Raw genomic sequence first — 18,596 nt, forward strand, 5'->3', positions numbered from 1 at the left:
ATGACTGAGAGACCAGTGTCTGACCGTGAGTCTGTTCGAAAGAACACACCTGGGCAAGGCGTTCGCCCCGAAGCGGTCGATGTCGACCCCGCTGCACCCGACGAGTTTGGCCTCGTACAGGCGTGGTGGGGCGACGGAAAAGGGAAGACGACCGCTGCCTTGGGGATGGGTTTCCGTGCTGCAGGGCACGGTTTTCGAGTCCACATGCTTCAGTTCATGAAGGGCGGGGCAGATTCAGTCGAAGCAGTCCGTGGTGAGTACAACGCCATCGCTGCGATGCCAGGATTTTCGTTCGAGAACCGTGGGCACTACGGGTGGGCAGGGATGGCTGACGGAAGCGACGAAGAAGACCACGCCAAACAAGCGGAAGCAGGCATGGACCGTGCGAGAGAGCTACTCGATGCAGCGGCAGCAGCCGACCTCTCGTCCCCGCTTGCTCTCGATGGTCCACCAGAAGACGGTGTCCACTTCCTCATCCTCGACGAGATTCTGTACGCCGTCTCGATGGGGTTACTGGATGCGTCCGCCGTCGTCGAACTCGCCGAGCGAAAACCGGACCGTCTCGAACTCGTCTTGACTGGAAGTCACGACGAACCGGAGTATCTGTACGACGTTGCCGACCTCGTCACGAACGTCCGAAAGGTGAAACATCCAATCGAGAGCGGCCAGCGCGCGCGAAAAGGAACCGAATATTGAACAGAAGAGTATCGGCGAGGAGTGTCGTCACTCGGACGACTCGTCTCGCGGACCGACCGTAATCACCGGAACCGGCGCTGTTCTGACCGTTTTCTCGGCGACACTCCCGAGTAAAATTCGGTCGATACCACTCTTTCCGGTCGTACCCATCACGACTGCGTCGATGTCGTATTCGTCGATGATTTCACTGATTTCGTCGCTCGGCGTTCCATATTCGAGGTGTTCGACGACACGCGAAACCCCCAGTTCTGCTGCTCGAGAGGCGACGGTTTCGACGGCGGTAGTCGCGACTTGTTCGTACTCACTACCGGACAGCGCTGACCGAACGTCGGGGCCGAGTGCCGAGTCGTCGATGACGGAGAGAACGTGTACCGTCGCGTCTGTTTCAGCAGCGAGTTCGAGGCCGTGTTCTGCGGCACGTGTTGCGGACTCACTGCCGTCTGTCGGAATGAGGACGTGTTCGTACGGGAAGTTCAACTGGTCTGTCGACACCATCCGGGCAGTGAGGACCGGACGCTTCGAGAGGCGTACAACTTTTTCGGTGATGCTCCCGAGCAGTCGACGCGAGATTCCTTGCCGGGCGTGTGTGGGCATCACGACGAGGTCGTAGTCGTATTTGTCTGCGTACTCCGCAATCGTCGGTGCTGGATTCCCTTGGATGACGTCGGTCCCGTAGGTAACTCCGAGAGTGTCTAACGTGTTTCCTGCCTCCTTCACTACGGATTCGCCTTGGTCGACGAGTGCGTCGACGACCTGGTTGTCCACCAACGTGACGCTGTCACGGTCCGTGTTTGCGACGAACAGAAGTTGCACCTCGCCGTTCGACCAGTGAGCAATCTCACTGACGTGGTGGAGTATCGCGCTCGACTCAGACGCTTCGTCGACTGGGAAGAGAATTTTTTCGTACATTGTCTACATGTATGTTCGGGCACAAATAAGAACTTCCGGCGGTGAGAGGGACACACCACCGAGTACAACTGTCGGTGTCTGCTCAACTGTCGGTGACTACTGCGTTCCTTGGTCTCCGGTTCGGTCTGAAAAAAGTATCCGGTCTGTGACGCGTATTCAGTTGGCGTCGACGATTTCGATGTCGAAGACGAGTGTCTCGCCGGCGAGTTCGTGATTGAAGTCGATTCGAACGACGTCGTCGTCAGCGTGGACGATTTCGCCGAGACCGCCCTGCTGGGTCTGGACGTACATGCCTTCTTCGGGGTCGTCACCGAGAACTTCGCGGAGTTGTGCGGTGTCGTGCTCTCGGATTCGGTCTTCCGATGGCTGGCCGTACGCTTTCTCTGGCGGAATCTCTATCGACTCTTCGTCGCCAACGTCCATCCCGACGAGGGCTTCGTCGAGACCTTCGATTACCGTCCCTGCACCGACTTCGACGGTGAGTGGTTCGTACTCCCGGTCGGGTTGTGCCTCGGCCAGACCCTCCTCTTTCGCGACTTCAGGCCGAGAGGTGTCGAAAATCGTCCCGTCTGTGAGCTTCCCTACGTATTCGAGTGAGACAGCATCACCAGTTTCGATTGCCATGGACGAACCTCTCTGCTGGAAACGGTTAAAAGACAGTATTGCCGTGCGAATTGTCGGTCTATTGTCCACTCGTCGTACCGAACGTCGGTTGGCACCTGAGGTGGCTCTCTCAGAGCAGTCTCCACAGAAGTGACCGTATCTTGTAGCCAACCGACCCCTTTTGGTAGCCAGTCCATCCGCTCATTCCGCCTGCAAGCGTCTTCGCGTCGTACCCTTCGGATTGCAGGAGGCTCGTCGCCCGCTTCGCGACGACCCCCATCTTACAGACGACGACGATATCTTTGTCGCCGGGAATCTCGTCGAGGTGCTGCCGTAGCGAGTTCTCGTCACCCGACCGAATGTCGTCGTAGACCGGCACGTTGTGACTTCCATCGATGGCGTTTCGTCGGTAGTGGTCTGTCGGTCGGATGTCGAGGACGAACGGTTCCGTGTCGCTGGCTAAACGTGCGTCGAGTTCGTCTGGTCGAATCTTCCCCATTGTTGTCTCCGAACGGTCCGACAGCCAAAGCGTTGGTGTTTCGACTAGACAGTTGGAGACCACGCTACCCCAATTGGTTGGGAATCACGGCGTACGTTGAACAGGGAGGGGTTCGTACTCGCCGCATGGACAAGTGGGACGAACGGTTCAGCGAAGGTGAGTATCCGACCGACCCAGAACCGTCTCCAGTGTTACGTGCGTACGTCGATACCTTTCCCGAGGGACGCGCACTCGACGTCGCCGCAGGGACGGGGCGAAATGCGATATTTCTCGCAACCGAGGGGTTCGACGTCGACGCGCTCGACCAGTCGAGTGCGGGGCTCGAAATTATCAGAAATCGAGCGAAGGAAGCGGGAATCGACGACCGGGTGCAAACCGTGTTGGCCGACGCCACTGAGTTCGACTATCCCGAGAGTACCTACGACGTCGTCACCATCAGTTACTTTCGGACGCTGGACAAGTTGGGGGCCATCAAAACAGCGCTAAAACCGGGGGGAGTTCTCTTTTATCAACATCATCTTCAGTCGTCGCCGCCTGCAACGGTCGGGCCGAGTACGAACCGATACCGATTCCAGTCGAACGAACTCCTTCGGGCGTGTCTGGACTTGACTGTGCTCTATTACGAGGAGTCGACCGAAGACCGTGACGGGAGAACCTCCGCGACGGCGACGATCATCGCCCGAAACAGTCGTGGTGGTACGCAGTCGTACCCCTCACGTCATTGGGAGTGACCGCTCTCCGAGTATCTTTCCAGGCAGATGTTGGGTTCCTACTCCACTCGACTACTCACGGAACGCAGACCAGACGTGAGTAGCACCCATTCGAACAATCGAGCATGTTTTGGAATTGGTAGGAACCTCGACTATATTATCTTCAGACAGTCTTCGAACCCGTCTATTCGATATCATCCAAGTTCGAGTCCTCGGCTATAACTGTATCATTAGGCACTCTGTAGGAAGTTAGTCGGTTTGCCAGCCTGGGTGCAGCTACTGTGATTGCATAAAATACCTAGATAAATATATACTCGAATATGTGCCATAAATGGTTACTACCTCTCTCGAACCGTTCGAGATGGTCGAGCGAACCGCGAACAGAGACGCAGACTCGAACTATCGGTGTATCTGACTTTCACGTGGTAGTGTTCGTCTACAATCTTTATCTGTTGCTACGTTGTTATGACATCTATGGGGAACCAAGAAGGGGGAGACCCAAAACGGACACATACGGAACCACCCAGGGCAGTCGAAGAGCGAGCAAAGAACGTCGGTAGCGAGTACGTCAGTCGGATTCTCCAGTACGAGTGGGCAGACGTCCTCGTCTCGTCCCCGCCCGAAACGGACGGTCTCAATTGGGTACCTGGCCACGTCGGGAAAGAGTGGGGACGCGTCGCGCCCGACGTGTGGAGTCCGATTCGTGCGCGGGGATACGACCCACATTTCAGACACTTCCCAACCGTCGACCGGTTCGACCGCGGCGAGTTCCAGTTCGAGTTCCGCCTCACTCCCACCTCTCCCGGCGACGGAGTAGACGAACGATACGAAGAGATGGCCCACTCGAACTTTCGAGAACGAATCGACGACTACGTCTCGAATACGTCGAACGGCACTACGTGGGAGAATGCGAGCGTCGTCACAGAGCAACCGACAGTTCTCTGGCGAGCAACCTATCGGTTCCCGTCGCAAGACAGCGTTGGGTACTACAAAACGCTGCGTCGGGCTATCGAAGAGCACGAATGGGTGGTCGAACTCGCCCACGAGGTTCTCGACGAAACCGACGCGTAACAGCTACGTCACAACTCGAGTGGCCCGGTCGTTTTTTACCATCTCGGCACTGTCTTTCATCGATGACCGTGAGGGATTCGCTCGACGAGCCACGCATTATCGACACGCATGCACACCAACCGACCGCAGAGTTCCTCCAGGACGCCGGCGGTGAGATGATGCAGGACGCAGCAAACAAGTTCGGAACCGCCATCGAGACGTGGGACTACGAATCGATGATAGCGGAGTACCACGAGTACGGTATCGGCAAAGCAATCCTCCTCGGGTGGGACGCCGAGACGAATACTGGAAACCCACCAGTTCCGAACGACTACGTGGCCGAGATTCGCGACGAGTATCCGGAGTTCTTCGTCGGATTCGGAAGCGTCGACCCGCTGAAAGACGACTGTGTCGACGAAGCAGTTCGGTGTGTCGAAGAGTTGGGTCTGTCCGGGTTCAAATTTCAACAAATCGCACAGGGGTTCGACCCGAGTGACGACGCCCACACAGAACTGTTCGACACTATCGAGGACCTCGGGGTCCCCGTTATCTTCCACGGCGGGAACTCGACACTCGGAGCTGGGTCACCGGGTGGCCGTGGTCTCAAAATCAAATACGGAAACCCGATGCTCATCGACGACGTGGCGGCAGAACACCCAGAATTACAGATTCTCATCGCCCACCCAGCGTTCCCGTGGGAGAAAGAACAACTCGCTATCTGCCAGCAGAAGGGCAACGTCTACATGGATTTCTCCGGGTGGCTTCCGAAGTACATCGACGACCAGGTGCTTCACTACGCGAAGACCGTGTTACAGGACAAGGTGATGTTCGGCACCGACTACCCGATGATTCGACCCGAACGCTGGTTCGAATCGTTCGACGACCACTTCGACGCACCCGACGAAGTAAAGCGGAAGATTCTCTGGGAGAACGCCGAGCGATTCCTCGGACTGGACTGAGCCTCAGTCGAACTCTGGTCGGCGTTTCTCCAAGAACGCCGAGACTCCTTCTTCGTGCGCATCGGTGTCGTATGCGAGCGTCTGCGCCTGTGCTTCACGCTCGAGGCCGTCTCGCCACGGCCGTCCGAGGTTTGCATGTATCGCTTCCTTCGCGAGCGCGAGCGTTTCGGTCGGTCGGGACGCGAGTGTCTCGACCATCTCGTCGACCACAGTGTCGAGTTCGTCGGGAGCGACGACTTCGTTCACGAGGCCAAGTTCGAACGCACGCTCGGCCGAGATTAGGTTCCCCGTGAACGCTAACTCTTTGGCTGCCCGAAGGCCGACGAGTTCGGGGAGCGTGACCGTCGCCCCGGCGTCGGGGACGAGACCAACGTTGACGAACGACGCCGCAAACCGTGCTTCGGGGACAGTGTAGGCGAAGTCACACGCAGCGACGATGGATATGCCCGCTCCGACTGCGTCGCCGTTGACACGGGCAACGACCGGGACCGGTGCGGTAAGTATGGCTTCTGCCACGCGACCCAGTGTCCCACGCACACGCTGGTACGCTTCGCGGGCAGTCTCGTCCCGGTTTGCCATCGCCTCGATATCTCCGCCCGCGCTGAACGCGTCTCCATCGCCGGTCACCACGACTGCGTCGAAGGACTCGGCCGTGACCGCTTCGAGTGCCGCAGAGAACTCACGGGCCACGTCTGCTGTGAATGCATTTTTGACCTCTGGCCGGTCGAACGTGACCGTCCTGACTCCAGTTTCGTCTTCGATTCGCATACGCTCGCTACACGGACACGAGATAAATAGCCTCGCCGGGAGACGCGATACCGCTAGCCGAACAACGTTCCGAACAACGACTGCTGTGCTCGGCGGAGACGTTCGAGGAATGCGGATTTGCTGATTTCGAGTTCGTCCGCGACGTCGTCGGCCGTGATACTCCGTGGAAGTTCGAAATAGCCCATCTCGTAGGCGACGTGGAGGCTCTCTTCTTGTGCAGGGGTCAGGTTCCAAGCCCGACCGATGGCAGATTCCTCGTCCGCACGGAGCGGATAGACGCGCTGTAGCCGAATCCCGACTGTCTGGCCTGCTTTCTCCATCACTCCTCTGAGAACGTCGTTTCCGACGACTGCACCTCGCATCGTCGCACCACCGTTGTTGTACTGCATCGATTCGACGAGAAACCCGACGTCGACGAGTTCGTGGACGACACACGGGTGTTTCGAGAGACAGCGGTAGGTGTACGCCTCGTCGGTACGGGTAACGTGAAGATACCGGATGTTTTCGTCGTCGTCGAGGACGGCGGGGAGTCGGTCGTCCGGTGGCGACGAAAAGTGCAGGAGGACGTTGCCGTCGGCACGGAGTTGCGGAGCACTCGCGTCGATAGCCACGGGAACTTGTTCCGTCGCACGGGCGAGTGGACAGTCGTCCCCGTCGATACGGAACTCGGTGACCAGACATTCATCTATCATCCCCACATCATCTCACGCTATCTTACTCGACCGAGGTATAAAAACCCCGTCTATAGACGGGCTAATTCGTAAGTGGTTATCCGTGATAGTTCTGTGTATACCGATGGACCTCGAAACTGTCAAAGAACGGGCGGGACCGCGAGAGTTCTCCCCGAAAGACGACATGCCGGAAGAGTACCGGAAGGCTGCGACCCGGATGATTCAGTTCCACGCGAACAGTGAAATCATGGGTGCGTACCTCGAACGCCCATTCATCCGCCAGGCCCCGAGCCTCGAACGGAAACTGGCGTTCTCGGCGAAGGTGCAAGACGAACTCGGTCACGGACAACTGCTGTACCGTGCCGCCGAGAGTCTCGGCATCAAGACCCGTCAAGAGATGCTCGACGAACTCGCAAACGGGCAAGGGAAGTTCCTCAACTGTTTCCACTACCCGATGGAGTCGTGGGTCGAGACGCCGATGATCGCCTTCTTCGTGGACGGAGCGGCGATGCGCCGGCAGGCGACGCTGAAGAGTACGTCGTGGGAACCGTACGCCCACGCGATGGACAAGGTCTGTTTCGAGGAGGGCTTCCACGTCAAACACGGTGAGGCCGTGCTCCACGAACTGATGACCGGGTCGAAGAAGGAACAGGAGATGGCACAGGCGGCCTTCGAGAAGTGGTGGCCGCGCATCATCCAGTTCTTCGGTCCGACCGACAAACAATCGACCCACCACGGGTTCGCCAGCGAAGTCGGTCTGAAGAAGATGTCCAACGACGAACTCCGTCGCGCGTTCCTCAACACCTACATCCCGAAGGCCGAGAAGTACGGTCTGGTGATTCCGGATACGCCGACTATCGAGAAGAACGACGACGGGACCTACAACGTCGCAGAAGACGAGCTCGACTGGGACGAGTTCTTCCAGATTGCCAAGAACGAGTACGAACCTGGCCTCGGTCAAATAGACTCTCGCAAGAAAGCGCAGGAAGCGGTCGCCTGGGTTCGCGAATCGATGGACAACCACGAACAGCGCCTGTACGGTGGCACGAGCCCACAGGCGGCGGACTAACGGAGTGATTCGATGATTTGGGAAGTTTTCCGACAAAAGAAAGCAGGCGACTACCACACCCACTGCGGCAACGTCCACGCTCCCGACCGGGAGATGGCGTTGCTCTTCGCAGAAGTACAGCACGCACGACGGATGCCCACGAACAGTTTGTGGGTCGTCCCGAAAGACGAAATCGGTGAAGTCGACACCGAAGACGTCGCGTTCGGTGGCACGACGGACAAGTCGTACCGCTGGGCCATGACGTACAACTTCGAGGCGGCCGCAGAAGAGGTTGCAGCGTCAGAAGACGAACAGGCAGAGGCCGAACGACAGCGCAAGGCCGTCGTGGATGGTGACGACTGATGGCAGCAGCACAACAACTCCCCGGCCCACAGGACCTCACGGACGAACAGCGAGAAGCAGTCGAGATGCTCTTGTACCGTCTCGCCGACGACGAGTTCGTCATCGCAGAGCGCTACACCGAGTGGCAGGTCCGAGCACCGACGATCGAGTCCGACCTCTCTGTTGCGAACATCGCACAGGACGAACTCGGACACGCGCGTCTCTGGTACGACCTGCTCGAAGACTTCGGCTACGAGGAACCCGACCTCATCTGGGAGCGTGAGGCTGGCGACTGGCGGCACAGCACGCTCTGTGAACTCCCCTTCGGAGAGGGCGATTGGGCAGACTTCGTCGTCCGGTCGTATCTCTACGACGAAGCGGAGTTCGTCCGCGTGAAGGCGCTCGAAGGCTCGTCGTACCCACGCCTCGCCGACCGCGTGGAGAAGGTGCTGGCCGAAGAGCGATACCACCGCGAACACGCCCGCAGTTGGCTCGAACGCCTGTGCGAAGACGACGACTCGCGTGCACGGGTGCAAGACGCCGTCGACAGACTCCTCCCGTACGCGCTGACGCTCTTCTCACCGACAGACGAGGAGATCGAAGCACGCATCGACGAACTCGGTCTGCGAACCGAGAACCTCCTGTCGATGCGAGAGGCGTGGTTAGACGAAGTCGTCCCGACGTTGGAATCAGCCGGCCTGCACGTCGAGGAGGCAGAACTACCCGAACAGTACGACGTCCACCACGTGGACTTCGACCTTCCGGACGAGACCGGTCGTGACCAGTCACACACTGACTACTGGTTCGACCTCTTCGACGAGTTCACCAAGAGCTACCGAGAACTCGGTCGGCACTCCGCGATGAAGATAATGAAGGACCCAGACGATGAGTAGTGAATTCGACCCCGAACAGCCCGACGCGCAACTTTGCGCACACACAGACTACACGGAGGGTACGCCTCACGACGAACTCCCGGCGACTGGCGAGGGAGCAGTCGGAATCGAGCGTGCCGTCTGGGACGCACTCTACACGGTCGAAGACCCCGAGATGCCCATCAGCATCGTCGATTTGGGTCTCATCTACGCTGTCGGGGTCGAAGCCGAGACGGGTGAAGCACGCATCGACATGACGCTCACGTACACCGGGTGTCCCGCTCGGAGCATGATGCAAGACGACATCCGCAACGCAGTCGGTGCAGTCGACGGCGTCGAAGACGTGCTGATAAATCTCGTGTGGAGTCCTGCGTGGACCACTGCGATGGTGACCGAACAGGGACGGAGCGACCTCCGCGAATTCGGACTGAGTGTGTGACCATGCGACGACTCTCAGACCCCAGTGTCACGACGACGGGCGAGACAGAAGGGGCACAGTGCCCCTACTGTGATGGGACGAACACCGACCGCGAACACCCGAAAGGGCCGTCGCTCTGCCGGTCGATGCACTTCTGTCACGACTGTCAAGAACCGTTCGAGAAGTTTGGTTAACTCCCACTGATCTTCTCGACTCTCCCGAACCCCCGCTGAATCAACCCCGCTCCGTTTTGATACCGTTCACCCAGTCTTGTACACACCCCTCGCAGTGGCGATGAGTGTGTCGTCGGTCGACGCGTACACGTCGACGTCGACAGTGCCGACGTCGCCGCCGAGACGAACCACGTCGGCCTCTGCCCGAAGGTCACCCGTTCCTGCGCTCAAATAGTCGATGCGCATGTCGATAGTCGGGACCGGTTGGTCGACGCGACTCACGAGTGCGGCACCGCCGACCGTATCTGCGAGTGTGAACGTGACGCCGCCGTGGGCCATGACCCGGTCGGCGTTCCACGACAGCTCCTCGCGCATCTCGATGTGCCCCTCTGCGTGGCCGTCCGCTGCTTCGGTTATCTCGACGCCAAGCAACTGGGCGAACGGCATACTCTCGAAGAATTCCTCGATGTCCATAGTTCTCTATCTCTGGTGTGTGTTAAGTTGGTTTCGTCGCCTGCTGGGCAGGCCGTAGTTGGTTGTGTAGTCCGTCATCGGTGGTCGGAAAGTTCTGTCCATCGTCGATGGTCAGAGAGTTCTGTCCGTCATCGATGGTCGTAGACTCGCTGGACTTTGCCCACCTTCGTCCGCTCGATACCACCGGGGGCGACGAGTTCGACCGTGTCGGGGCTAAAGGAGAGGACGTTCGACAGTCGCGTGCGGATGCGCCGCTCGAGTTCGTCTCGAGACCCGTCGAAGTCGTCCGCGAGTTCGACGGTGAGGTCGAGGCGGTCGAGTTCGTCTTCGCGTCGCAGGTCGATTCGGTAGTGCGGTGCAATCTCGTCGAATTCGAGGACGACTGACTCGATTTCACTCGGATAGAGGTTGACTCCTCGGACGATGAGTAAGTCGTCTGCTCTGCCCGTAACCGAGTTCATTCGGACAGCGGTCCGACCACAGTCGCACGTCTCGTAATCGAGGGTCGTCAGGTCACCGGTTCGGTAGCGGAGTACCGGGAGTGCTTGCTTCGTAAGCGTCGTCAACACGAGTTCTCCCTCTTCGCCCTCCTCGACCGGTTCACCCGTATCGGGGTTGATTATCTCTGGATAGAAGTGGTCTTCCCAGATGTGCATCCCCTGCTGTTCGAGACACTCGACTGCGACACCTGGGCCGATAATCTCCGAGAGACCGTAGTTCTCGACTGCCGCCGCGTCGAACCGTCGTTCGATTTCCCGTCGCATCGGTTCTGTGCAAGGCTCTGCACCGTACAGAACTGTGGACAGTGGTAGTTCGGCAGGGTCGTAGCCCATGCTCTCGGCAACCTCCGCGAGATAGAGTGCGTACGATGGCGTGAGACAGATGGCGTCGCTCTCGAGGTCCGCGAGCATCTCGACCTGTCGTTGGGTGTTGCCACCACCCGCCGGAACGACGCTCATCCCCATCGCCGTCGCACCGTCGTGGAACCCGAACCCACCGGTGAAGAGGCCGTAGCTGTACGCGTTCTGGAGCGTGTCGGCGCTGGTCAGCCCCGCTCCTCGGAATCCACGCGTCATTACCTCGCGCCACACGTCGAGGTCGTCACGAGTGTAGCCGACGATTTTGGGTTTGCCGGTCGTTCCGGAGGAGGCGTGGATGCGAATCACGTCCTCCATGTCGACTGCGAACATCCCCGTCGGATAGTTGTCGCGGAAGTCCTCTTTCGTCGTGAATGGGAGCAGTGGGAGGTCGTCGGCGCCGGTTACGTCGTCCGGGTTGACGTCTGCTGCGCCAAGTGTGTGCTTGTAGAACTCGACGTTCTCGTAGGCGTACCTCACCACCTCCTGTACCCGTTCGTCTTGTAGTCGCCGCAACTCCGGCCTCGGGAGTCGCGTCACGTCGCCGTCGTCGCTGCCCCTCATCGTTCAGATGCTCTCCATACTATCACAAAAAATTATTCACGATTCGGTCACTCGGCCGCCGAGACGCCGAGGTATCGGTCGAGTATCTCGTCGGACGCGGCAACCTCGTCTGCAGGCCCTTCGTGGACGACCTGTCCTTTGTCGAGGATGTAGACGTAATCTGCGGCGTCGAGTGCCACTTGGACGTTCTGTTCGACCAGGAGGATGGTGGCGCCCTCGTCGTTCAACTGCTTGATTTTGCGCTGGACCTGCTTGACGATCGAGGGAGCGAGTCCTTCGGTGGGTTCGTCGAGCATCAGGAGGTCTGGCGCAGAGACGAGCGCACGAGCGATTGCCAGCATCTGCTGTTCACCACCCGAGAGGTTTGCCCCTTTGCTGTTGCGGTGACGGACGAGGTTTTCGAACTCGTCGATTATCTCGTCGACGGTCGGCTTGTCGATATCCTGTCGCCCGCCGATACGCCCGATTTCGACGTTCTCACGGACCGTCAGTCCGGGGAAGACACGCCGTTCTTCGGGAACGAGCGCGATACCCTCCCGAGCGGTCTTTTCGGGCGAGAGATGGGTGATGTCTTTCCCGTCGAACGTGACCGACCCACTCGTCGGCGTCACGCTTCCGAGGAGTGTTCGAAGCGTCGTCGTCTTCCCGACGCCGTTCCGACCGATGAGCGTGACGACCGACCCACGCTCGACGTCGAGGTCGATGCCCTGGAGGACGCGTGTCGAACCGTAGCCAGATACGAGGTCACGAACCGACAGGAGGATATCGTCGCTCACGCTTCGACACCTCCGAAGTACGCTTCACGAACCTCAGGGTCTTCCGAGACTTCCTCTGGTGAGCCCTCTGAGAGAATCTCCCCGCGGTGTAGTACGGTAATGCGGTCAGAGACGCGCATCACGAGGTCGATGTCGTGTTCGATGAGGAGGAGTGTCCGGTCCGAGAGGACTTCGTCGATGAGGTCCATCGTCGCACGCGTCTCCTCGGCGCTCATCCCTGCGGTGGGTTCGTCGAGGAGAACCATCTCGGGGTCTGTCGCGAGGACGATGGCGATCTCGAGACGACGTTTGTCACCGTAGGCGAGTACGTCAGCGAGTTCCTCACCACGTCCCAACAGCCCAGACCGTTCGAGGACGCGGTCGGTGTGTTCGTTCACGTCGTCGAACGAGTCTTTCTGTTCGAGATACTCTTCGACGGGGGTGAACCCCTCGTGCCGTGCGGCCTGTGCAGCGAGACGGACGTTCTCACGGACGGTCAACCCCGAGAAGACGTTCGTAATCTGGAACGAGCGCCCCAGTCCGCGACGCACACGTTGGTGTGGTGGGAGAGAAGAGACGTCCTCGCCGTTGAACGTCACTGTCCCGCGCGTCGGGCGGAGTGCTCCGGTCAAGAGGTTGAACGTCGTCGTCTTCCCGGCACCGTTCGGTCCGATGAGACTGCGGAACTCGCCGCGTTTGATGTCGAGGTTCACGTCGTCGACGGCGACGAGTTTGCCGAACTCTTTCGTGAGATTCTGCGTCGTGAGGATGGAGTCAGTCATGGCGTTCTACCTCTGGGTCGTTCACCTTGGCTCGGTCACGAACGACCGAGTCGAACAGTGGCTGTTCTGCAATTGTCTGTGGGAGTGAGACGAGTCCACGCGGGACGAAGATGACGAACAGGACGAACAGGACGCCGATGACGAGCTGCCACTGGTCGATGTACGACGAGAGGATGTCCTCTGCTGCGACGAAGACGCCGGCGCCTATCATCGGCCCGTAGAGCGTCCCCATACCACCGAGCACCGTCATCACGATGACCTCACCGGAGTTTACCCAGTGGAGGAACGACGGTGCGACGTAGCCGTTGTTGGCAGCGAACAGTCCCCCGGCGAGGCCAGCGAGGCCACCCGAGACGACGAACGCACGGCGTTTGTACGCCGTCACGTCGTATCCGACGAACGAGGCCCGCTCTTCACTCTCGCGAATCGCCTGAAGGACCGACCCGAAGGGCGCGCGGATGAGGCGGCGTGCCAGGAGGTACGACCCGACGACGACCACGAGGAGGAAGTAGTACTGGACGATTCCGCCGTCTATGGTCATGATTCCCAGTGGAATCTCGAACTCTCTTGGGTCGATTCCGATGCCAGCGAGGCCGTAGAACACGTCGACACCGAAGAGGCCGTCAGAGCCACCGGTGAAGTCGAACTTGAACACGGCGTTGTAGAACAACTCCGCGAACGCGAGCGTAATCATGGCGAAGAACACGCCGGAAACCCGAATCGAGAGGTAGCCGACGCTCCACGCGATGGCCGCACACACGACTACAGCGACGAGCAGTGCGACGAAGACGGACGGCGAGAAGTGCAAGAGTGTCAGCACCGACGCGTACGCTCCCACACCGTAGAATAACGTGTGTCCGAGGGAGACGAGTCCAGCGTATCCGAGGACGAGGTCCAGACTGAGCGCGAACAGTGCCCAGATGAGGATGTCTTCGAGGAGCGTCACGGAGTACGTGACACCGGTCAACTCCGCGAAGAACGGCACGACCACGAGTACGCCGACGGCAGCATATCCGATTTTCGCCCGTGTGGCTGACGAGAGGACGCCACCGCCCGCTCCGTGGAGCAGTGCGCCATCGTGGTGTTCCCCTGCCCCGATGTTGGTGCCGAAGAGCCCCTTTGGGCGAACGACGAGAACGACAATCATGAGCAAGAAGACGATGAGTCCTTCGAGGAACGGCGCGTAGGTCCGTGCGAACGTCTGCACGAGGCCGACGAACAGACCGCCGACGACTGCTCCACGGAACGACCCGAGGCCGCCGAGGACGACGATGACGAACGCCGGAATGATGACGCTCGACCCCATCGTCGGGCTGACGTTCTGGTACGCACCGAGGACGATACCCGCGACGCCGGCGAGTGCTGCGCCGAACCCGAAGGTCAGCGTGTAGTATCGGTCGATGTTGATACCGAGGTTGCGGACCATCTCTCTGTCTTCGGACCCGGCGCGAATGATCATCCCGAACCGGGTTCTGTTGAGGAGAAGCCACGTCGCGATGGCGAGAACCGACCCGAAGATGATGATTCCGTAGTTGTACAGCGAGTAGTTGAACCCGAACAGTGCGACGGGTTGGTCGAGAACCGCAGGGATGGGAAACGGCTGTGCCGACTTCCCCCAGACCGACGTGATGAGGTCGTTGATGATGAGGACGAGCCCGAACGTCAACAAGATATGGTACAGCGGGTCACGACCGTAGAGCCGTTTCACTGTGAGTCGCTCGATGCCCATGCCGACGACGCCCACGAGGAGTGGTGCGACGACGAGGGCGACCCAGAAACCGGCCCCACCGAGTGGACCGGCGATAGCGAACGCAAAGTAGGCACCGAGTGCGAACAGTTCGCCGTGGGCGAAGTTGATGACGTCCATCACGCCGAAGATGATGGACAGTCCTGCTGCGAGGAGGACGTAGACCATCCCGACGACGAGGCCATTGAGGACCTGCTCTGCGACAGCGCTGGCGACAGACATACTAGAGGTTGCAGCCAAGTTCGCCGCATTCTGGCAACGCGTCGACACCGTCTATCATGTCACCGAGTTTGACCGCGGCAGGTCCGCTGCCACTATCTGGTGCAACGAGTTCACCCGGCCACACGGGGTTCATCGCCTGATGGTCGCAGTCGCGGAACTGATTCGGTCCGAGGATGGTGTCCATCTCCAATCCAGGAAGCACGTCTTTGACCTCCGCAGGGTCGGTCGAGTCGGCTTCAGCGATTCCGCGAGCGGTCATCCTGATAGACATGTACGCCGAGCGGGCGAAGTTGTCCGGGTCGGCGTCGTACTCGCTCCGGTAGGCTTCGACGAACGACTGGTTGTCTCCCGTCTCGAGGGTTGGGAGGTACCGGACGCCGCCGTACGTTCCGTACGCTGCTTCCCCGAGCGCACCACGAACGACAGAGAACGTCATAGTCGGCGACATGAGGTTCACGCTCTCTTTGAGTCCTTGACTCGCGGCTTGCTTGACGAAGTTGATGAGGTCACCGCCGGTCATCCCGAGGACGGCAACCTCTGCGTCGGAGTTGGCAATCTGACTGATGTAGGAGTTGAAGTTGGTCGACCCGAGTTGCGAGCGACTTCGTCCGACGACTTCGATGTCGTGTCCATCCTTCATCCGCTTTTCCACGCGGGACATCACCGATTCGCCGTAGGCGTAGTCGGCAATGTGGAACCACACTTTCGTCCCGAGGTTCTCTGCAGTGTAGTCGGAGACAGCCTCTGCCATCTGGGCGGTGTTCGTCTCTGCGCGGAACACCCACTCGTTACAGTTCGACCCAGTGATGGGGACTGCAGCCCCGCCGGGGTTGTAGATGATCTCTTGTTCCTGTGCGAACTCGTTGAGTGCGAGAGCAACACTCGACGAAATTGCACCCATGAGATACGACGCGCCGTCCTGTTCGACGACAGACTGTGCTTTTCGTCGCCCAGTCGACGGGTCGGCTTCAGTGTCTTCGTAGACGCCCGTAATCTCGACGTCGAGGTCGTCGTTCTCGTTTACGTGCTTGATGGCGAGTTCAGCCCCGTTTCGCTGCCCTACTGCCAGACCGCCGTACGGACCGGTCATCGGACTGATTACGCCGTACGTGATGGAGTTCGTGCCACCACCGCCACCACCGCCGAGACAACCTGCCACCCCCGTAAGTCCAGCAACACCTGCCAACCCTGCCGCCTGTACGAACCGTCGTCGGGACGAACGAGGGCCGTAGCCACCGTTCGAAGAATACTCCTCTCTCTTCATGGTGTATGTTCATAAGTAACATGATAACCTTCACGTTTAAATGTTTGCGTTGGCGTGCAAACAAGAATACCGGGGGTCAGTACAGACGTATCAGGCGAAGTGGGGAACTACGTCATCTCCGAGTCGGTCGATACAATCGACCATCTCGTCGGTACCAGTTCCAGGGTGGTACGTTCGGAAGATGAAGTGAATATCGTCACCGAGCGCTTCACGATACTGTTCGAGTTCGTCGATGACCTGTTCCGGTGTGCCGAATATCGCCTGTTCTTTGAGTTCTTGGCGGCGTTCTGGGGGGAGTTCCGGTACAGCATCACCGGAGAAGATTTCGGCGTATCGACGCTGAAGGTAGAGATATCCATCTTTCATCGTGTCCCACGCCTCCTGTTTCGACTCTCCGACGAACCCATGTTGCAACACGTAGATGGTGAAATCACCGTCGAGTCCCTCACTCTCGCGGACGTTCCTGATGTCGTCGACGCGTTTCTTCAATCCTCCAATCGACAGCGACGACGGGGCACACCACGCATCAGCAGTTCGTGCCGCCCGTCGAACGGCAGGTTTCGCTGCTCCGCCGAGCATAATCGGAACGTCTCGAGATGGTTTCGGCGTGATATCGACTCCAGTCGCACCCTCGTGAAACGACGATTCGTGTTCGACTGGCCCCGCTGACCACGCGTCTCGCAGGAGTTCGACCGTATCTGCGAGTCGCTCGACTCGCTCGTCACGCGGAACCTCGAACGCATCGAACTCCCGTGGGTTGGAACCGATCGCGAGTCCGAGCGTCGTTCGTCCACCGGAGAGGAGGTCTACGGTCGCAGTGTCTTCTGCGAGTCGAATCGGGTCGTACAACGGTGCAAGCGCGATACACGTGCCGATTTCGACGTTTTCTGTCACTGCGGCGAGTGCCCCGAGTGCCGGCATCGTCCCGGACAGATAGCCGTCTTCCATGAAGTGGTGTTCGGACACCCACGCACTCGCGAGGCCCGCATCGTCGATTGCACGCCCCAGCGTCAACATCTCGTCGTACAGTTCCGCCATCGGTCGGTCGTCGTCTGGGCGTCGCTGACACGTAAACAGGCCGGTCCCGATTTCCATGGCAGTCAGTATCTACCTCGGCTATTAATAGTTCGGACCGGCGATGCTGTGGCATGACGAACGACAACAGTGGTGGCGACAACAGTGGACGCGAGATGCCCCCTGCACGTGTCGACCACGTCGGGATAGCGGTGAACGACATCGACACCGCGGAACCGACGCTGTTCGCACTCGGATGTGAGCGTGTCCACCGGGAGACGGTCTCCGACGGTACCTTCGAGTGGGCGACGTACGTGCTCGGCGACGCGTCACGCCTCGAACTCATCGCGCCAGTCGAAGGAGAGTCGTTTCTCACGAGATATCTCGACGAACACGGCCCCGGTCTTCATCACGTCACACTCGAAGTCGTCGATATCGACGTAGCTATCGGCGCACTGGAAGCGGCTGGGGAACGTGTCGTCGGGTACGCAGTCGAAGACGGGTGGACCGAAGCGTTCGTCTCTCCACAAAATCCGACGGGTGCGTTGTTTCAGTTGATGGAGTATCACGACGACTACCGAGACAGAGGCGAAGACGACGCGCTATTCGTGCGTGGGGAACCACTGAAAGAGTGGTGACTGGAGAAAAAGAGGGTGAGTAGCACTCGGTTCACTTCGTTCTGCACAACGTAGAGAAGGTCAGTGACTCTGTTATTCGTCGGCTGGTTTCGTCTTGATGAGGAACTTCATGTCACCTTCGAGGACGACAGTGCCGTCCTGTTTGGTCATCGTGACGTCGATGACGACAAGCCCGGCATCGTCTCGACTGCTGAGTTCCTTCTGTTCGGAGACGACCATCGTCTGCGAGAGCGTGTCGCCGATGAAGACGGGGTTGGGGAGGTCCATGTAGTTCATCCCGAGGAAGGCGATAGCAGTCCGTTCGACGATACCCGACCGGTAGACGAATCCAGTCGACTGGACGAACGTCATCGGCCCGTGGGCGATACGCTGGCCGAACTGGGTGTCTTCGGCGTACTCGCTGTTGGTGTGTAGTTCCGTCCAGTCACCCGACAGCGCCGAGTGCATCATGAAGTCGGCTTCGGTGACGGTCCGGCCGACGCTTTCGAACTCTTTGCCCTCGACGAAGTCCTCGAAGTAGTGCGGTTCGTAGCTGTATGCCATACCCAACCGTCACCCCCA

23 protein-coding genes are annotated in these 18,596 nt (G+C 59.2%); 10 read left to right on the forward strand and 13 right to left on the reverse strand.

Annotated elements, in window-relative coordinates; genetic code table 11:
- On the forward strand, window positions 1-696 hold the full coding sequence (locus GJR99_RS15570) for a cob(I)yrinic acid a,c-diamide adenosyltransferase (protein WP_151113981.1): 696 nt from the start codon (window positions 1-3) through the stop codon (window positions 694-696).
- A 27-nt stretch (window positions 697-723) separates the two neighbouring features.
- Here GJR99_RS15570 and GJR99_RS15575 read toward each other — a convergent pair whose 3' ends face one another.
- The 3 genes from GJR99_RS15575 to GJR99_RS15585 all read right to left on the reverse strand — a co-directional run bounded on the left by GJR99_RS15575 (window position 724) and on the right by GJR99_RS15585 (window position 2,707).
- Window positions 724-1,605, reverse strand: a complete 882-nt coding sequence (locus tag GJR99_RS15575; RefSeq protein WP_151113982.1) for a universal stress protein — start codon at window positions 1,603-1,605, stop codon at window positions 724-726.
- 156 nt (window positions 1,606-1,761) lie between these two features.
- Complete coding sequence (locus GJR99_RS15580) at window positions 1,762-2,229, reverse strand: FKBP-type peptidyl-prolyl cis-trans isomerase (RefSeq protein WP_151113983.1); 468 nt, start codon at window positions 2,227-2,229, stop codon at window positions 1,762-1,764.
- 109 nt (window positions 2,230-2,338) lie between these two features.
- On the reverse strand, window positions 2,339-2,707 hold the full coding sequence (locus tag GJR99_RS15585; RefSeq protein ID WP_151113984.1) for a rhodanese-like domain-containing protein: 369 nt from the start codon (window positions 2,705-2,707) through the stop codon (window positions 2,339-2,341).
- Window positions 2,708-2,832: 125 nt separating this feature from the next.
- Between GJR99_RS15585 and GJR99_RS15590 the strand changes: the two genes are divergently transcribed.
- From GJR99_RS15590 to GJR99_RS15600, 3 genes are all read left to right on the forward strand, one after another.
- Window positions 2,833-3,438 carry a class I SAM-dependent methyltransferase gene (locus GJR99_RS15590; protein ID WP_151113985.1) on the forward strand — a complete coding sequence of 202 codons (606 nt, stop codon included), beginning with the start codon at window positions 2,833-2,835 and terminating at the stop codon, window positions 3,436-3,438.
- 453 nt (window positions 3,439-3,891) lie between these two features.
- Window positions 3,892-4,488: a hypothetical protein gene (locus tag GJR99_RS15595; RefSeq protein ID WP_151113986.1), complete on the forward strand. Its 597-nt coding sequence runs from the start codon at window positions 3,892-3,894 to the stop codon at window positions 4,486-4,488.
- A gap of 62 nt (window positions 4,489-4,550) precedes the next feature.
- A complete protein-coding gene (locus GJR99_RS15600) occupies window positions 4,551-5,426 on the forward strand; it encodes an amidohydrolase family protein (protein WP_151113987.1) in 876 nt (291 codons plus the stop codon).
- Window positions 5,427-5,429: 3 nt separating this feature from the next.
- Here the strand turns inward: GJR99_RS15600 and GJR99_RS15605 are convergent, their stop codons facing one another.
- Window positions 5,430-6,194 carry an enoyl-CoA hydratase/isomerase family protein gene (locus GJR99_RS15605; RefSeq protein ID WP_151113988.1) on the reverse strand — a complete coding sequence of 255 codons (765 nt, stop codon included), beginning with the start codon at window positions 6,192-6,194 and terminating at the stop codon, window positions 5,430-5,432.
- A gap of 53 nt (window positions 6,195-6,247) precedes the next feature.
- Window positions 6,248-6,886, reverse strand: coding sequence for a helix-turn-helix domain-containing protein (locus GJR99_RS15610; protein WP_151113989.1), 639 nt, complete (start codon window positions 6,884-6,886; stop codon window positions 6,248-6,250).
- A 103-nt stretch (window positions 6,887-6,989) separates the two neighbouring features.
- On the opposite strand from GJR99_RS15610, the gene paaA reads away from it, so the two are divergent.
- From paaA to paaE, 5 genes are read left to right on the forward strand one after another with little or no spacing between them, the layout of a single operon-like run.
- On the forward strand, window positions 6,990-7,934 hold the full coding sequence (gene paaA / locus GJR99_RS15615; RefSeq protein ID WP_151113990.1) for a 1,2-phenylacetyl-CoA epoxidase subunit PaaA: 945 nt from the start codon (window positions 6,990-6,992) through the stop codon (window positions 7,932-7,934).
- A 12-nt stretch (window positions 7,935-7,946) separates the two neighbouring features.
- Window positions 7,947-8,276, forward strand: coding sequence for a 1,2-phenylacetyl-CoA epoxidase subunit PaaB (paaB, locus tag GJR99_RS15620; protein ID WP_151113991.1), 330 nt, complete (start codon window positions 7,947-7,949; stop codon window positions 8,274-8,276).
- Window positions 8,276-9,148 carry a 1,2-phenylacetyl-CoA epoxidase subunit PaaC gene (gene paaC, locus GJR99_RS15625; protein ID WP_151113992.1) on the forward strand — a complete coding sequence of 291 codons (873 nt, stop codon included), beginning with the start codon at window positions 8,276-8,278 and terminating at the stop codon, window positions 9,146-9,148. The genes paaB and paaC overlap by 1 nt, the downstream gene beginning before the upstream one ends.
- On the forward strand, window positions 9,141-9,566 hold the full coding sequence (paaD, locus tag GJR99_RS15630; protein WP_151113993.1) for a 1,2-phenylacetyl-CoA epoxidase subunit PaaD: 426 nt from the start codon (window positions 9,141-9,143) through the stop codon (window positions 9,564-9,566). Before paaC ends, paaD begins: the two co-directional genes overlap by 8 nt.
- A gap of 2 nt (window positions 9,567-9,568) precedes the next feature.
- Entirely contained in the window at window positions 9,569-9,739 is a 171-nt protein-coding gene (gene paaE / locus GJR99_RS17525; RefSeq protein ID WP_191967159.1) for a 1,2-phenylacetyl-CoA epoxidase subunit PaaE, read from the forward strand.
- 66 nt (window positions 9,740-9,805) lie between these two features.
- On the opposite strand, the gene GJR99_RS15635 is transcribed toward paaE, so the two are convergent.
- The 7 genes from GJR99_RS15635 to GJR99_RS15665 all read right to left on the reverse strand — a co-directional run bounded on the left by GJR99_RS15635 (window position 9,806) and on the right by GJR99_RS15665 (window position 17,478).
- Entirely contained in the window at window positions 9,806-10,192 is a 387-nt protein-coding gene (locus GJR99_RS15635; protein WP_151113994.1) for a PaaI family thioesterase, read from the reverse strand.
- A 128-nt stretch (window positions 10,193-10,320) separates the two neighbouring features.
- On the reverse strand, window positions 10,321-11,613 hold the full coding sequence (paaK, locus tag GJR99_RS15640; protein ID WP_151113995.1) for a phenylacetate--CoA ligase PaaK: 1,293 nt from the start codon (window positions 11,611-11,613) through the stop codon (window positions 10,321-10,323).
- 47 nt (window positions 11,614-11,660) lie between these two features.
- Window positions 11,661-12,389 (reverse strand): ABC transporter ATP-binding protein, encoded by a 729-nt coding sequence (locus tag GJR99_RS15645; RefSeq protein WP_151113996.1) that lies wholly within the window; start codon window positions 12,387-12,389, stop codon window positions 11,661-11,663.
- Entirely contained in the window at window positions 12,386-13,150 is a 765-nt protein-coding gene (locus GJR99_RS15650) for an ABC transporter ATP-binding protein (RefSeq protein ID WP_151113997.1), read from the reverse strand. The genes GJR99_RS15645 and GJR99_RS15650 overlap by 4 nt, the downstream gene beginning before the upstream one ends.
- The gene (locus GJR99_RS15655; RefSeq protein ID WP_151113998.1) at window positions 13,143-15,119 is read right to left on the reverse strand and encodes an ABC transporter permease; all 1,977 of its coding nucleotides are present in this window, start codon (window positions 15,117-15,119) and stop codon (window positions 13,143-13,145) included. Before GJR99_RS15655 ends, GJR99_RS15650 begins: the two co-directional genes overlap by 8 nt.
- Before the next feature lies 1 nt (window position 15,120).
- Entirely contained in the window at window positions 15,121-16,305 is a 1,185-nt protein-coding gene (locus GJR99_RS15660; protein ID WP_151114158.1) for an ABC transporter substrate-binding protein, read from the reverse strand.
- 168 nt (window positions 16,306-16,473) lie between these two features.
- Entirely contained in the window at window positions 16,474-17,478 is a 1,005-nt protein-coding gene (locus GJR99_RS15665) for an LLM class flavin-dependent oxidoreductase (protein ID WP_151113999.1), read from the reverse strand.
- Window positions 17,479-17,531: 53 nt separating this feature from the next.
- On the opposite strand from GJR99_RS15665, the gene GJR99_RS15670 reads away from it, so the two are divergent.
- Window positions 17,532-18,035, forward strand: coding sequence for a VOC family protein (locus tag GJR99_RS15670; RefSeq protein ID WP_225317667.1), 504 nt, complete (start codon window positions 17,532-17,534; stop codon window positions 18,033-18,035).
- 72 nt (window positions 18,036-18,107) lie between these two features.
- Here GJR99_RS15670 and GJR99_RS15675 read toward each other — a convergent pair whose 3' ends face one another.
- Window positions 18,108-18,578, reverse strand: coding sequence for a MaoC/PaaZ C-terminal domain-containing protein (locus GJR99_RS15675; RefSeq protein WP_151114000.1), 471 nt, complete (start codon window positions 18,576-18,578; stop codon window positions 18,108-18,110).
- Window positions 18,579-18,596: the final 18 nt, after the last annotated feature.

It is taken from the genome of Haloferax marinum, from assembly GCF_009674625.1.
In the GTDB taxonomy this organism is placed as follows: Archaea; Halobacteriota; Halobacteria; order Halobacteriales; family Haloferacaceae; genus Haloferax; species Haloferax marinum.

Bases quoted from the DNA above. Each gene is read 5' to 3' on its own strand.
- GJR99_RS15570 (WP_151113981.1), top strand. From the start codon at position 1: ATGACTGAGAGACCAGTGTCTGACCGTGAGTCTGTTCGAAAGAACACA.
- GJR99_RS15575 (WP_151113982.1), bottom strand. From the start codon at position 1,605: ATGTACGAAAAAATTCTCTTCCCAGTCGACGAAGCGTCTGAGTCGAGC.
- GJR99_RS15580 (WP_151113983.1), bottom strand. From the start codon at position 2,229: ATGGCAATCGAAACTGGTGATGCTGTCTCACTCGAATACGTAGGGAAG.
- GJR99_RS15585 (WP_151113984.1), bottom strand. From the start codon at position 2,707: ATGGGGAAGATTCGACCAGACGAACTCGACGCACGTTTAGCCAGCGAC.
- GJR99_RS15590 (WP_151113985.1), top strand. From the start codon at position 2,833: ATGGACAAGTGGGACGAACGGTTCAGCGAAGGTGAGTATCCGACCGAC.
- GJR99_RS15595 (WP_151113986.1), top strand. From the start codon at position 3,892: ATGGGGAACCAAGAAGGGGGAGACCCAAAACGGACACATACGGAACCA.
- GJR99_RS15600 (WP_151113987.1), top strand. From the start codon at position 4,551: ATGACCGTGAGGGATTCGCTCGACGAGCCACGCATTATCGACACGCAT.
- GJR99_RS15605 (WP_151113988.1), bottom strand. From the start codon at position 6,194: ATGCGAATCGAAGACGAAACTGGAGTCAGGACGGTCACGTTCGACCGG.
- GJR99_RS15610 (WP_151113989.1), bottom strand. From the start codon at position 6,886: ATGATAGATGAATGTCTGGTCACCGAGTTCCGTATCGACGGGGACGAC.
- paaA (WP_151113990.1), top strand. From the start codon at position 6,990: ATGGACCTCGAAACTGTCAAAGAACGGGCGGGACCGCGAGAGTTCTCC.
- paaB (WP_151113991.1), top strand. From the start codon at position 7,947: ATGATTTGGGAAGTTTTCCGACAAAAGAAAGCAGGCGACTACCACACC.
- paaC (WP_151113992.1), top strand. From the start codon at position 8,276: ATGGCAGCAGCACAACAACTCCCCGGCCCACAGGACCTCACGGACGAA.
- paaD (WP_151113993.1), top strand. From the start codon at position 9,141: ATGAGTAGTGAATTCGACCCCGAACAGCCCGACGCGCAACTTTGCGCA.
- paaE (WP_191967159.1), top strand. From the start codon at position 9,569: ATGCGACGACTCTCAGACCCCAGTGTCACGACGACGGGCGAGACAGAA.
- GJR99_RS15635 (WP_151113994.1), bottom strand. From the start codon at position 10,192: ATGGACATCGAGGAATTCTTCGAGAGTATGCCGTTCGCCCAGTTGCTT.
- paaK (WP_151113995.1), bottom strand. From the start codon at position 11,613: ATGAGGGGCAGCGACGACGGCGACGTGACGCGACTCCCGAGGCCGGAG.
- GJR99_RS15650 (WP_151113997.1), bottom strand. From the start codon at position 13,150: ATGACTGACTCCATCCTCACGACGCAGAATCTCACGAAAGAGTTCGGC.
- GJR99_RS15655 (WP_151113998.1), bottom strand. From the start codon at position 15,119: ATGTCTGTCGCCAGCGCTGTCGCAGAGCAGGTCCTCAATGGCCTCGTC.
- GJR99_RS15665 (WP_151113999.1), bottom strand. From the start codon at position 17,478: ATGGAAATCGGGACCGGCCTGTTTACGTGTCAGCGACGCCCAGACGAC.
- GJR99_RS15670 (WP_225317667.1), top strand. From the start codon at position 17,532: ATGACGAACGACAACAGTGGTGGCGACAACAGTGGACGCGAGATGCCC.
- GJR99_RS15675 (WP_151114000.1), bottom strand. From the start codon at position 18,578: ATGGCATACAGCTACGAACCGCACTACTTCGAGGACTTCGTCGAGGGC.